This is a genomic window from Bacteroides sp., assembly GCF_052357945.1.
Taxonomy (GTDB): Bacteria; Bacteroidota; Bacteroidia; order Bacteroidales; family Bacteroidaceae; genus Bacteroides.
This window is the reverse complement of sequence record NZ_DAWCXD010000127.1, coordinates 1-14094: the sequence shown is the minus strand read 5'-3', so window position 1 is coordinate 14094 and position 14094 is coordinate 1. Positions and strand designations below refer to the sequence as shown.

Here is a 14094-nt window from a genome sequence, read left to right as displayed (position 1 = left end):
TGGTGGCGCAATTTTCAACTGGAATATTGGCGCACTTTTCAATTAGTATCTACAGCTCTTGTGATTTCCCTTCGTATTTATCATTTCCGCATGGTCTGTTAGAAATGAAACGAGGATATTCTTCTTGTCCTGTCATATTCTATATTCAAAAGGTTAATGCACAAAGTTAATAAAAAAAATATTATAGATAAAATAATATAGTCGTAACTATGAGGTGTCTGTTCTTGCAGAACCCCAAAAATGATTTAGATTCTAAAAAACAACCGCCATACTTCATGTCCAAAGTGATGGCGGTTATTTTATCCGATTGTTTATAATTGAATTATGCTATCATTCTCTGAAAGTAATTATAAAACCAATGGTACTCGATCAATAATTTCCAATATAAGTCAATCCTTAGATTCTTTCTTTCAGAAATGTCAATATCAATATCATCAATGATGTTAATTCTAATATCATTATCAGTCAAAGCCTTATTTACCTGATTTAAACTAATATTATTTATAACAATCTTTGCCCATATCTTCCTCATGAAAATCAAGGTTGAATGCATTAAATTTAGAGAGCTGATGGTTGACTCGTATTTTTCAAAATAAGTTAATGTACCATCAATTTCATATCGTACAATCTCTGCTGCTCTCGGAATGAAAAATAGTGGAACAATTTTATCATTTCCCCTAAAGTTATTGCAGCATTTATGTAGTATATATTTTTCTCCACCTTCAAAGACCTTTCCTTGACAAGAAGCAACTAAATTTTCATGTGCAATGCAATGGGGATAGGGAGGAGTATGTAGTTTGGGAGATATGGGAATCTCTTTATCTGGGCAATAATATATTTTCCCCCTTTTTAATCGTCCAAACTTACTGTAATATTTTACCTCTTCCTTACGCTTTTTGTCCTCTAAATGATGTGGCATTACATGTTCTAAAGTCACCTCATTAAAAGGAATTTTTCTCATGCAATAACAACAAAATCCTTGTTGTTCTTTGAGCAGTAAATACTTAAACGCTTTAATTCTTTTAAGTTCGTTGTAGTTTAAATTTACATATCTTTGAATATCATTGTTCCACTTATCTTTAATGAAAGCCTTGATAATTCGGTGTCCTTTCCTCTTATATTTGAATTTATTGATAAATTGCATATTCTTTATTAGTATTTGTCCTCTGCCAGTTGAGAGTTTATTTTAGAGATAATATTTATGTATTGTTCCTCCGAAACCATAGATTTAAGTTCTTCTTTCCTTTTTTCTACTAATTCCGGCTTACCTCTTCTTGAAAGCCTTAAGATGGCTTCTATTTCTTCTTTAACCTCATTGTCTGCATAAGGAGTTCCCATAAAATCATAAACAGCAGCAGAATAATCCACGCCATATAAATTAGGCAATGCATTTGGTGTATCTTCGTCTGCCTGCATTCTATAAATCATATTTCCCGTATCTTTGACTTTAAGATTGGAGAGTACCATTGGAGAATGTGTAGATACAATAAATTGAATACTTGGAAATGTTTTTTTCAGACGAGCTAACACTTCTTGTTCCAAAGAAGGATGTAAATGGAGGTCTATTTCATCAATTATGGCAATACCTTTTGGGTCTTCCTCGTTTGTTTTCCGTAAAATATATAATCTATAAGCCAAATCAAAAGCAATGGAGTATAGTCTTTTATATCCAGCAGGTAAATTATCAAAGATAACGTCCCGTTCATTTTTTAATCGCAGATATAATGATAGCGTCTTATCATCTACAACCGGAAAGAAATCTTTTATTTCAAAATCATCCTTTTCTTCTAACGCAGAATTGATAGGTTCAGAAAAAGTGCGCAATTTATTTTTTATATATTCTACTTCCTTAGAATTTAACGGGTCACTATCATTAAGGGAAATTTGTTTTAGCATGGAATTAATGAATCTATTTTGCCAGATAGATGTACATGATACTTCTGAATTCCATTTGTAATAAGCAAAATTCCTGATAATATATCCTTGTTCCTTAATAGCTTTTTTTGCAAAATCGCTGGTTCTTGTATCTATATGTGGAAATGAATCAGAATAGAAAACAAACAGTGGAAGTTGGTCGCTATTATGATATTCTGCCATAAGTGTACGATATGCTTGTTGATACTTGGAAACGAATAACGAAGCACCTGATGTAGAACGCTTATAGTATTCCCAATTCAAAGGTATATCATTAAATTCAGCTTCCATGTTGATTGTTAAATCAACTGCTGGTAAATCCGCATTTTGGGCTCGATAAAAATCTGTAGCTAATGTTGAAATGACTTTTAAATCGGGATTACCTGATATAAGTAAATCATCTCCCATTGTGCTATCATTGGAAAAAAAGACACTTAATCCATAACGAATGGCATTTAGTAGAGAAGTTTTTCCTGCGCCATTTTTACCAATAAAAACAGTAATTCCTGGTGTTAAATCAACCTCATAGTTTTTAAAGCAACGGAAATTTTCAATTGTTATTTTTTTAAGTATCATATTATTTTCTTTTTTTCTGTCTATGGATATAATATTCACAAAGTTAGTGATTTTCTAATATAAAACTTCATAATCTGATTATTGTTTGCAAATTTAGACTCTAAATTCCTTTTCTCCAAAACATTGTAACTACTATATACACAAGTTTACATGTGAATCTTATCCTTTCATCACTATAGTACGGGATATGCACATAACGTCAGGGTATCGGCAGAATTTTCTATATGGAAATTATAACTCTCTAAGCATCTTCTGTGAGTTTACCTTCATCCACCGGCTTATCTTCTTCCATAGGTTCATCCTTATCATCGGACAACATGCCACCCTCTATACGTTCATCTCCGTTACATTCCTTCGTTTTGCCTTTTTCTACATTCTCCCCGTCAAAATACCGACGAATAAACTCGTGCAAATCCTTTTCACGATAGTACGTTTTATGCAAGATCGTGTAATACTTCAGCCCGTTGTCTCTGTACCGTTGTAGTGTTCGTTTGCTGATGTTCAGCAACAGACAAACATCCTGATTATCGTACAGCCGTTCACCATTCAGGTAATTTTGCGGCTTCTTATTCTTCTTGTCCAGTGCGCCTACGACCTTTTCCACTTGTTCGAGCAACCGTTCCATATACGCCTCGAATGTTTCTTTATCCAATGGTATCATAAGCTCGCCTGTTTTAAATTTCCGATGATATAATAACTTTGGTTTGACGGGTCTTTCAGTATGATTTCCTTCTCCCGCATGAACTTGATATAACTTTTCGCTGTACGTTCCTTTACGTCCAGTATCGCTTGAATTTGTTCTGCCAAATCCACATAAGTAATAAAGTCCTGCCGTCCGAAAATATCCCGTGCCACTGCCACGAGTTCATCCTCTTTCCGCTTCTCCTTTTCCTCTTTCGGCTTTTCCCCCAGATACACGTGCATCCTGACATCTTTATCCCATGCAAACTGCATGATAGGCACATCCAACGGACTGCCGTCGCGCACTTTCAGCGCCTTCACCACCGACACCGACGGATCAGTATCTTTCTCTATCGAGAGGATAGCCGCCGCCTTTCGTTGCAACTCACTGCCCAAATGCCCCCGCAATTTCAGCCCCGAAGGAATAAAATGCAGGATAGTAACGATACAAGTATTGTAAATCCCCGCCAGCCGATACAATTCCTCCACCACGGCAATACTTTCCGTTTCATCATTCGCACCCTTTATCAAGTCCGCAATCCCGTCGATCACCACCATGTGAATCCCCCGGAACTGATAATGAAACTTATCCATGCTTTGGATAATCGCCTGCAAGCGTTCTTTCCGGCTCATTCCCGTCAGGCAATACGCTTTCAGGTATTCCGGCATTGATTCCCGTCCGCAACGCTTTAAAAGGTTTGTAATGTTCTTGTACGTCTGCACCTCCGACTGTTCCGTATCATAGAACAGAATCGCCTTCCGCTTGCTGTTTTCACTGACCGACACCCCCAACGTGTCCATCGCCTTATCCTTGTTCTTTTCGGATTGTCCGATGGCACCGGCTATTAACGCCGTCACATAATTACTTTTACCGGTTCCCTCACCACCGGTAATACAGAGGATATTCCCTTGCGTGCCTAATGGCACATCATTCACCGACACAACCATTTGTGCCACAGGTGGCGGATTATTAAAATCCACCTCACAAGATTTTAGAGCAGACATAGTTTCGCTGTATATTGTATCCAGATAATCCAGAAATAGTTTAATCAAATCCTCCCGGCTATTTCCCAAACGGAAAAAGTCCGAAATATCCTTTTCCACCTTCGTTCCCGCCAATGGCAGCAACAATCGTTTCACCCCGTAGTTCTTCAACGCCAGTTCTTGTTTTGCCGAACTGTCCAGCCCCGCTTTGTCCACATCATAGAGCAGTACAATATGTTTGAACCGGAAAGAGAGCCTATGAATAATTCCCACGGGAATAGTCACCGTTTCCGAATTGAAGCAGATAGCATGGAACCCGTGAACCGTCAGGCTCATCACGTCCTTCTCACTACCCGTAATAAAGAGTAAATCCCCCTTAGCAGGCAACTGCTCCAACCCGAAGCAATAATTCTCCCCAAAATCCCCGGCATATAAAAAGCGCATCTCCGAGTGCGGGCGGTACACCTTCACATATTGCTTTGCAGTATATCCGAACACCGGTTCTTTATCCGTCGCCGCAATGCTGAACGGTTTCCCTTCGTTATTCTCGCTGCTGAACTTCTTCAGTGAAACCACCCGGAATAATCTCAGTACCTCTTGCGTGATGCCGCTTTTTCCCCAGAAGGCAAGTTCCGCAGCCGTAAAGCTCTTTTGCGCCAACGTATAAGGTCTTGCCTTTTTCACTTTGGATGGCGATGTTGCTGCCGTGACAGCAGGACTGATGGGAGTAATAGTCTTCGTTTCAATATAATTTCCCGATGATAATCCCAAATGCAGGTCACGATCGATTATTTTCATTATCTGAATGAAGTCTTTAGAATCTTTACAATCTAGTCCATTCAATTTTCCCACGAATGCGAAACAGTCGCCTGAATAGTCGTCATTACCAAAGTCCTTCATTTTATAAGTATCACTTCTTCGCTCATAATAGATGTTACAGGAAGCGTGCTTATCCTCATAAAGCGGATTAAGGAAATTACGTCCTACACGAAATGGGGTAGGGAGGTAGTGCTTGAATATAGCCATTCCTCTATCTGTCAATCGCAGAATATCATCTTTATTCATAGTTCCCATTGAATAAGAAGTTTCTACGGAACTCATCCAGCGTATGTGGATCACAAACGATTATTTTCTCATTTAGTCCTCTTTCTATTTCTGATAATTTGTATCTGCATCTTCCTCGTAACATGGAATAGCTGATTAGATTTTCTTTTCTTAATCGTTGCAGTGTCTTGGTACTTATACGTAGCAAGTTGGCAACTTCTTGATTATCCAACCATATCTCTTCCTCCTCGTTTGGTTTACTCTCTTTTTTGAATACATAGTCTGCAATCTTTTCTATTTTGCGGATTAGTTCTTTATAGGCAGTCGCCTCCATTGTTATTACGTCCATACACTTATCTTTTAAAGTTTGGCACAAAGTTCATCGAATTAAATCGGGGCATTTGCCAACTTGTTACCAACTTGGCATAACTTTTTTTACATGACGATTGGAAATGAGTGGGATGGAGTCGGGTGCAAGATAAAGTCCGGTGCAAGGTGCAAGCCTATTCATATATATAGGCTCGCACCTTGCATTGGAATATAAAAAATAGATAATTAATAATCAAACATTTGGAAGATGTTCATATTTTCCATACTTTTGAACCCGAAAGCTATGGTAGACGAATAGCGGACAAAAGTGGTCATTAGGACAAAAGTTTAGGTCGTTACAAATTCGTTACAGGAAGCAAAATAATGAAAGCTAATAAGCTGATATATACGGAAATAAAGAGAAGAGGTTCAGAACCCTCCCTCTCCGCTGGAAAGAATTACAAAACAAAGAAAATCCCCTGTAAATTAATACTTTACGGCGGATTTTTGTTTTTGGTGCATAGCAAAAATAAGCATATTTTTTCATTAGAAAGTTCGGGGTATTTATACCCTCATGCCCTCACTGTATGTATAATGGGTTTATTATGAATGACTTATATGATAATGGTAAAAAAAATGCTCTCACTTATACTCTCATGCCCTCACTACGTTTTGAAGTTGATTTTCACATAATATGCTTGCTGTCAGCCATATATTCTTTTTTATAGACAGTTCCTGCCTGGTATAAAGTAGGGCGTTTTCAAGCCTTTTCCTCGTAAGAAATGCGCATGAAAGAGGAAACTTCCACGAAATGATAGCTTACGGATTCGCGGCAGCGGTAAAAAAGAACAAGACATTTTAAAAAAAGCTCTTGTTCTTTTAAAAAAAGGCGGTTATCTTTTTTAAAAAGCTCTTGATCTTTTTTTAAAACGCCCTTGTCTTTGATATGGAATTTTATTCTGGACTGAGGCATTTTACATATACATACGCATAAGCTCGTACGTACGTAGGTATAGCCTTGTATGGATGTATGTGCAAAAGCGTGTTTATACCCGTTCTCTTTGTATTTCTTTAAATGCTTTTCACTTATTCTTATTGAATTTGTGCATTGATTTCGTTTCTGAACTTTATAGGATTGGTGATAAAGTCAAATTTGTTGGTGACCCCGCCCGTAGTAACTACAATAGAACCAAAACCGAGCATACGTCCCATGAGGCTTTGATTAATCCGTATTCCTTCGCATTTGTTTAAAACCAATTCAAGGGCATCCCGGTTTAAAATACCGGATTTTAGAATGACTTTCTTGTTTGTGACAACATATTCAGCTCCCATTTTAAGAAGAATTCTTTTTATCAATTGGAATAATCCTGACAACAATAGAAGTATGCTGACATAATAGAATAATCCGGTTTGTGCGGAAGAAAAGAAGGCGCTTAATAATAGTAGTATTACCGGATATGCAAATATATACCAGTGAATATCTGCTTTGTATTTAATTTCTTCACCAGCTTGTAGATTGTTTTGGATATAGCTCATCGTTTTTGTAAATTAATAAATTGCATAATTTTATTATCAAGAGACAAATATACAAATAATCAGAATGGTATGAAATAAATCTAGATTTATTTTAAGGCTGAAACTTAAAATAAAAACAATTCTTACTTGTTCTTATTCTTGTCAATCTCTCTCTTATTATCAAATGTTTTATTCTTGTACTTGCTGTTTCAAGAATTTGTAATCCTTATAATTTTTTCCTCTCTTTATTCGGAAAGTTAGTTTATGCCATTCATCTTTTGTTAGGGGGATATCCACGTTCATGCAAAAATAGCAGGTTTCGTAGCCAATAAGAGGAGAAATCCATATTTTTCCTATACATTCTTTCTTGCCGGAGTTGGAATAATATAAAAGACAGCGTACTCTTCTTATTTGTATGCTGTCTTCATTGCATACTTTGACCTCTATACGTTTACCTTTTCCGATGTTGTAGAATTGGGGAGCAGACATTTTTATTTTGTTTAAAATACTATCTTTATCATTTACACTGACTACGACGAACTTCTCTATATTGTTTGGCGATTGGGAGAAAGTGCTTTTTGTGGCAAACAACAATATTAAAAGTAATGTTATAATTTTTTTCATGTGATTGGACTTGTTGGTTAAAGCAGTAGCAGATTATTAATTAAGAATTTATTCTTCCGATAATAAATACTTCATACTGCAAAGTAAATGTTTTTTGTTTTAAGGGTTATAATTGTTAAAATGCAAAAATAGCCTGCATCCGCTAATCTGTCAAGGGCTGTTTTTCATAAAAAATGTTCAATTCTTTGGTATTTCTTTGGGGTTTTCTTGGTATGAAATTTCTGATAGATTATATGAAAAGTGATTTGGAGGCTATTGAAATTCTTTTAGAGTGGTGCATTAAGCGATGGGATGTTTTAAAAGTCTGGTTGGCATTTTAATGCTTTATCTTTGTAATTTGAACAAAAAGTAATAAATAAAAGAGGTATATGGACATTCTTGTATGGAGTGGTCTTGGAAACTCCGATTATTTGGAAAAATGATGTCGTTTTCCAATATATATTTGTACTTTTGGCTGAAAAGAAAAAAAAGGTATATCCCGTGTTTATATCGGGTGTGTTTATATGTATTTTAATGGACTACGGTTTTATGACAAACATTATAGATAATATGCTCTCTTTGTGTCCGGTTTCTGAAGATACGATACAAGAACTGAAAAAATGTATGATTTTATGTCGTTTCCCTAAGAAATATCAGTTAATAAAGGAGAATACATTTTGTAAATCAGCTTATTTCATAGAAAAAGGAATGACACGTTCTTTCTGGCTTGTAAATGGAGAAGAAATAACAACCTCCTTTTCATGGGAAGGAGGTATTGTTTTCAGTATGGACGAGTTGTACTATAATAAGCCGAGCGAGGAATTTGTGGAAACGCTTGAAGATGTAGTTGTTTACAAAATATCATTAGCTGATTTAACCAGACTGTTTCAGACTAATATTGAATTGGCTAATTGGGGGAGGATTATTCATCAAAATGAGTACAGGCGTTTGCATCGTTCTCACAAAGAACGGCTGACTTTGCCAGCAAAGGAAAGATATGAGGAGTTTAAACAACAGTTTCCTCAGATATGCCAACGGGTGAAGTTAAGGTATATTGCATCTTATTTGGGTATAACACTTCCCACACTTAGTCGTCTCCGAGCTAAGAAATAATTTATGTATTGCTGATTTTTTGTCATAGGACAAATTTAAAAGCCTTTAAGTTGTGTAACTTTGCAGCATTATTAGTAACAATTAAAAAGAATCAATTATTAAATCTATTAATTTATTATGGAAAAAATCTCTTCTGCAGCATTTACTGATACAAAGCCTCATTATGATCTTCTTGATGGATTGAGAGGAGTTGCTGCTCTTATAGTAATATGGTATCATGTATTTGAAGGTTTTGCTTTTGCTAGTGCCGGCAATATCGAAACTCTCAACCACGGATATCTTGCTGTGGATTTCTTTTTTATTCTTTCGGGGTTTGTTATCGGTTATGCGTATGATGACCGTTGGGGGAAGAATTTCACTATGAAAGACTTTTTCAAACGCCGTTTGATCCGTCTTCATCCGATGGTAATTATGGGTGCTGTTTTGGGAGCTATTACGTTCTGTATTCAGGGTTGTGTGCAATGGGATGGAACGCATGTCGCTATTTCCATGATTATGTTGTCTTTACTTTGTACAATATTCTTTATTCCTGCCATGCCGGGTGTGGGATATGAAGTTCGTGGTAATGGTGAGATGTTTCCGTTGAACGGACCTTGCTGGTCCCTGTTTTTTGAGTATATAGGTAATATTCTTTATGCGTTGTTCATTCGTCGGTTATCTAATAAAGCATTGGCTGTGCTGGTTGTGATGCTGGGTATGGCATTAGCGTCATTCGCTGTTTTCAATGTGTCTGGTTATGGGAATATGGGAGTGGGATGGACACTCGACGGAGTGAATTTCTTAGGTGGAACTTTGCGTATGCTTTTCCCATTTTCATTGGGTATGTTGATGTCGCGTAACTTCAAGCCTATGAAGGTGAATGGGGCGTTTTGGATATGTACTATTATACTGATTGCGCTGTTCTCGGTTCCTTATCTGGAAGGATTGGAGCCTATTTGCATGAATGGTATTTATGAAGCTTTTTGTGTAATTGTGGTTTTTCCTTTTCTTGTGTGGCTGGGGGCGTCGGGTACTACTACGGATAAGCAGTCTACAAAGATATGCAAGTTCTTGGGAGATATATCCTATCCGGTTTATGTAGTACATTATCCGTTGATGTATTTGTTCTACGCATGGTTGATTGAGAATAAACTTTATACATTGGGAGAAACTTGGTATGTAGCTGTGGGTGTTTTTGTTTTGAGTGTCATTTTGGCTTGCCTGTGTCTGAAACTGTATGATGAGCCTGTAAGAAAATGGCTGACTAAGAAGTTTCTTGCTCCCCAATAAAAATACTGTATTTCTTGATTGATGTTCATTAAAAGGGCGGATACTATATAAGAAAATATTACAGCTTTGAATAACAGACAATTAGATGAATGGCATCCGATCAGTAAATTCGGATGCCTGCATTGGATTATATCAACTGGGCTTTGGGGGTGATTTCCTTTTCTGGCAATAGTTACACATGCTGATGAGAGCATTCCGAACATAGACCTTTCAGGACATAATTGATACTTTGTACGGTGAATCCGGGAGGTAGTGTCACGATGGGCACGTGGATACTTTTCATACAAAACGTGCGGTGACAGTTCTCACAGTAGAAGTGAGTGTGGAGGTCGTCTACCTCACAATTGCAATCATTGCTGCAAACTGCATATTTTAACGATCCTGTACCGTCATCAATGCCATGAATCAGATGATGGGCTAAAAAAAGGGTTATGGTGCGGTAGATGGTTGATTTGTCTACCGTATCCAATTCGTTTTCCAAATCCAACAGTGAAAATGCTTCTTTGTGCTGCATCATGGTTTTTAGAATAAGCAGACGTATGGCTGTCGGTTTGATTTCCCGCTGTTCCAGTTTTTTTAAATAGATTGTTTCATTCATAGGTCAAATCATTTTATTCTTTCCATTTCTGTATTCTCATTGCATTAAAAATGGCGAGTAAAGCTACGCCTACATCTGCAAATATGGCTTCCCACATAGTGGCCATTCCGCCGGCTCCCAATAGCAATACTAACAATTTCACTCCGAATGCCATTGATATATTTTGCCATACGATGCGATGGGTCTGTTTCCCTATTTTTATAGCTTCCGCCACTTTACTGGGTTGGTCTGTTTGTATCACTACATCCGCAGTTTCTATAGCAGCGTCACATCCTAGGCCACCCATGGCAATCCCAACATCGCTGAGTGCCAGTACGGGAGTATCATTGATACCGTCTCCTACAAAAGCTACACGATTTTCAGAATTTGCTTTTAATTGTTCTAAATGTGCTACCTTACCTTCGGGTAGTAAATCGCCGAAAGCCTGTGTGACACCTATCTTTTCGGCTAAATTAGAAACAATTGTCTGTTTGTCTCCCGATAATATTTGAATATTATTAATATTTAAGTCTTTCAGTTCGCGGATGGCTTGTACAGCATCTGGTTTTGGTGTATCCGCCAATGAAAGATATCCCAAATATTTGTTTTCCATTGCACATAACACGATTGTTTCTGTCATGTCGCTGATTTCATAGGGAAAAGAGATGCCGTATTTTGATAATAACCGTGCATTTCCTACATATACTTCTTTACCGTTTGTTACGGCTTTTATTCCATATCCGGCAAATTCGGTTATTTTCAGTGACGAGTTAAGGGATATACTTTGTTCTTCTGCATATTTGACAATGGCTTTTGCGATAGGATGATTGCTGAAACTCTCTATAGAGGCGATAAGTTGAAGCAGTTCTTTTTGCGAAACACCTTCGGCTGCCGATATTGCCTGGACACTGAATACACCTTGGGTGAGTGTTCCGGTTTTATCGAATACTACGGTGTTTATTTGGGTTATGGCATCTAGATAATTACCCCCTTTGAAAAGAATCCCTTTGTGAGATGCGGCACCAATACCTCCAAAGTATCCTAATGGAATGCTGACCACTAATGCGCAAGGACATGATATGACTAGGAATACTAAAGCCCGATAGAACCAATCATCAAAAACAAAAATGAATTCAGGTTTTATCAGAGAGTATAAATAGGGGAGTATGACAACTAGTATCGCCAGTCCTGTCACTATCGGTGTATAAATTCGTGCAAAACGGCGGATAAATAATTCGGCAGGGGCTTTTCTTTCTGCTGCATCTTGTACTAAAGTGAGGATACGTGCTAACGTACTTTGATCATACGGTTTGTTTACTTTGATTCGTACCACCTTATCTGAAGCGATCATTCCTGCTAAAACTTCTTCTTGTTTATATAGAGTCCGGGGAACACTTTCTCCGGTTAGGGCGGCCGTATTAAATGAAGCGGAATCTTCCAGCAAAAATCCGTCTAGAGGTACTTTTTCTCCAACTTTTACTTCAATGGTTTCTCCTGGCTGTACTTTTTCCGGTACTGTTATTTTATATGTGTTGTTATATATTACAGTGGCTGTTTCGGGACGTACATCCAATAATGCTTTGATGTCGCTGCGTGCTTTGTGTACAGCTTTGTGTTGGAACCATTCACCTATGAGATAGAACAGAATAACGGCAATACCTTCCCAGTATTCTCCTAGATAGAATGCTCCTGATACAGCTATTCCCATTAAAGTGAATTCATTGAAAACTGATTCTAATTTTATTTTTTTCATTGTTTCTTTTTATTTATGACAACAAAGATAGCGGAAAGAAGATGCAACTAAATTGCAAATTATATTGTACCTTTACATCGGGTAATTTTTTATATACATGAAAAAACGATATTGGGCTTTTTTGATAGGAAGCTGGTGTTTGTCTGTAGGAATGCAGGCAGCTAAGGTGGATACTTTGTCGGTACATAGCGATGCAATGAATAAAGAGGTTCAGGTAATTACCATCTGTCCGGATAAAGCCATGGCAGGTGAAAAATGTCCCGTACTTTATCTGCTTCACGGATATGGGGGCAATGCGGGAACATGGCTCGGGATAAAACCGGAATTACCTCGGATAGCTGATAAGGAAGGAATCATTTTTGTTTGTCCGGACGGGAAGAACAGTTGGTATTGGGACAGCCCTTTGAACAAGGAGTACCGTTATGAAACATTCGTGTCAAAAGAATTGGTGAACTATATTGATAAGAATTTTACTACGAAAGCGGAGAGAGGGGGACGTGCTGTCACCGGGTTAAGTATGGGTGGTCATGGAAGTTTATGGTTATCCATCCGTCATAAAGATGTCTTTGGAGGAGGAGGTAGTATGAGTGGAGGTTTAGATATCCGTCCGTTTCCCAATAATTGGGAGATGAAGAAGCAATTAGGTGAAGAAGCGAGCAACAAGCAGAGATGGGACGAACATACGGTAATTAATCAGTTGGATAAGATAAAGAATGGTGATTTGGCTGTTATAATAGATTGCGGTTGTGATGATTTTTTTCTGGAAGTGAATAAGGCTGTACACGAAAAACTGTTGAAGAAGAAAATAAATCATGACTTTATCATCCGTCCGGGTGGGCATACAGGCAGGTATTGGAATAATGCCATAGACTATCAAATACTATTTTTCAGTAAGTTCTTTAATAAATCGAAATAATAAAATGGATAAGATTGTTTTTATCACAGGAGCTTCCAGCGGTATCGGTGCCGGATGCGCTCGCAAGTTTGCTTCACAGGGAGCAAGTTTGATTTTAAATGCCCGTAACGTAAATAAACTGAGTGCATTGAAAGAAGAATTAGAAAAGCAATATGGTGCGAAAATATATTTGCTTCCTTTTGACGTGCGCGACCGTAAAGCGGCAACGTCTGCTTTGGAATCATTGCCCAAGGAATGGCAATCCATTGATATATTGGTGAATAATGCTGGGTTGGTTATCGGTACGGATAAAGAACAGGAAGGCAGTCTGGATGAGTGGGATATTGTCATAGATACTAATATTAAGGCTTTGCTGGCAATGACACGCCTGATCGTACCGGGAATGGTGGAACGTAAACGAGGACATATTATTAATATTGGTTCTATTGCCGGAGATGCTGCTTATCCGGGAGGTAGTGTGTATTGTGCTACAAAGGCTGCTGTGAAAGCTTTATCGGATGGACTGCGTATAGATTTAGTTGATACTCCATTGAGAGTGACTAATATCAAACCGGGGCTGGTGGAAACAAATTTTTCAGTTGTTCGTTTCCGGGGAGATAAGGAAAAGGCGGATAATGTATATAAAGGCATTCGTCCATTGACGGGAGATGATATTGCGGAAACGGTTTATTTTGCAGCTTCCGTACCGGAATATATGCAGATTGCAGAAATGTTGGTTATGCCTACTAATCAAGCTACAGGGACAATTGTTTCACGTAAATAAAAGAGGTGGACAGAGATATAAATAGGGATATTCAGTAAATGTCTCTAAAAAATAAGATGGCATATGAAGATGATAGG

Annotated in this window: 13 protein-coding genes; 4 read left to right on the top strand and 9 right to left on the bottom strand. The window is 37.7% G+C overall.

Going from position 1 to position 14094, the window contains the following annotated elements:
• Positions 1-322: 322 nt before the first annotated feature.
• From ACT8YW_RS17995 to ACT8YW_RS17965, 7 genes are all read right to left on the bottom strand, one after another.
• The gene (locus ACT8YW_RS17995) at positions 323-1144 is read right to left on the bottom strand and encodes a hypothetical protein (protein WP_005847388.1); all 822 of its coding nucleotides are present in this window, start codon (positions 1142-1144) and stop codon (positions 323-325) included.
• An 8-nt stretch (positions 1145-1152) separates the two neighbouring features.
• Positions 1153-2490, bottom strand: coding sequence for an AAA family ATPase (locus ACT8YW_RS17990; RefSeq protein WP_005847390.1), 1338 nt, complete (start codon positions 2488-2490; stop codon positions 1153-1155).
• Between the two features lie 241 nt (positions 2491-2731).
• Positions 2732-3151 carry a helix-turn-helix domain-containing protein gene (locus tag ACT8YW_RS17985; protein WP_005847393.1) on the bottom strand — a complete coding sequence of 140 codons (420 nt, stop codon included), beginning with the start codon at positions 3149-3151 and terminating at the stop codon, positions 2732-2734.
• Positions 3148-5220, bottom strand: coding sequence for a toprim domain-containing protein (locus ACT8YW_RS17980; protein ID WP_100263258.1), 2073 nt, complete (start codon positions 5218-5220; stop codon positions 3148-3150). The genes ACT8YW_RS17985 and ACT8YW_RS17980 overlap by 4 nt, the downstream gene beginning before the upstream one ends.
• Complete coding sequence (locus ACT8YW_RS17975) at positions 5213-5548, bottom strand: helix-turn-helix domain-containing protein (RefSeq protein ID WP_005847397.1); 336 nt, start codon at positions 5546-5548, stop codon at positions 5213-5215. Before ACT8YW_RS17975 ends, ACT8YW_RS17980 begins: the two co-directional genes overlap by 8 nt.
• Positions 5549-6600: 1052 nt before the next feature.
• Complete coding sequence (locus ACT8YW_RS17970; RefSeq protein ID WP_032952481.1) at positions 6601-7044, bottom strand: PH domain-containing protein; 444 nt, start codon at positions 7042-7044, stop codon at positions 6601-6603.
• A 168-nt stretch (positions 7045-7212) separates the two neighbouring features.
• Positions 7213-7647, bottom strand: coding sequence for a hypothetical protein (locus ACT8YW_RS17965; protein ID WP_005847403.1), 435 nt, complete (start codon positions 7645-7647; stop codon positions 7213-7215).
• Positions 7648-8175: 528 nt separating this feature from the next.
• On the opposite strand from ACT8YW_RS17965, the gene ACT8YW_RS17960 reads away from it, so the two are divergent.
• Positions 8176-8739, top strand: a complete 564-nt coding sequence (locus ACT8YW_RS17960; protein ID WP_005848304.1) for a Crp/Fnr family transcriptional regulator — start codon at positions 8176-8178, stop codon at positions 8737-8739.
• A gap of 117 nt (positions 8740-8856) precedes the next feature.
• Positions 8857-10008, top strand: coding sequence for an acyltransferase family protein (locus tag ACT8YW_RS17955; protein ID WP_032952480.1), 1152 nt, complete (start codon positions 8857-8859; stop codon positions 10006-10008).
• Between the two features lie 172 nt (positions 10009-10180).
• Here ACT8YW_RS17955 and ACT8YW_RS17950 read toward each other — a convergent pair whose 3' ends face one another.
• A complete protein-coding gene (locus ACT8YW_RS17950; protein ID WP_016270139.1) occupies positions 10181-10606 on the bottom strand; it encodes a Fur family transcriptional regulator in 426 nt (141 codons plus the stop codon).
• A gap of 13 nt (positions 10607-10619) precedes the next feature.
• The gene (locus ACT8YW_RS17945) at positions 10620-12338 is read right to left on the bottom strand and encodes a heavy metal translocating P-type ATPase (RefSeq protein ID WP_022508111.1); all 1719 of its coding nucleotides are present in this window, start codon (positions 12336-12338) and stop codon (positions 10620-10622) included.
• A gap of 97 nt (positions 12339-12435) precedes the next feature.
• Between ACT8YW_RS17945 and ACT8YW_RS17940 the strand changes: the two genes are divergently transcribed.
• Together ACT8YW_RS17940 and ACT8YW_RS17935 are read left to right on the top strand one after the other, a co-directional pair.
• Complete coding sequence (locus ACT8YW_RS17940) at positions 12436-13254, top strand: alpha/beta hydrolase (protein WP_005847415.1); 819 nt, start codon at positions 12436-12438, stop codon at positions 13252-13254.
• 4 nt (positions 13255-13258) lie between these two features.
• Positions 13259-14017 carry an SDR family oxidoreductase gene (locus ACT8YW_RS17935; protein ID WP_005848295.1) on the top strand — a complete coding sequence of 253 codons (759 nt, stop codon included), beginning with the start codon at positions 13259-13261 and terminating at the stop codon, positions 14015-14017.
• The last annotated feature ends 77 nt before the right edge of the window (positions 14018-14094 follow it).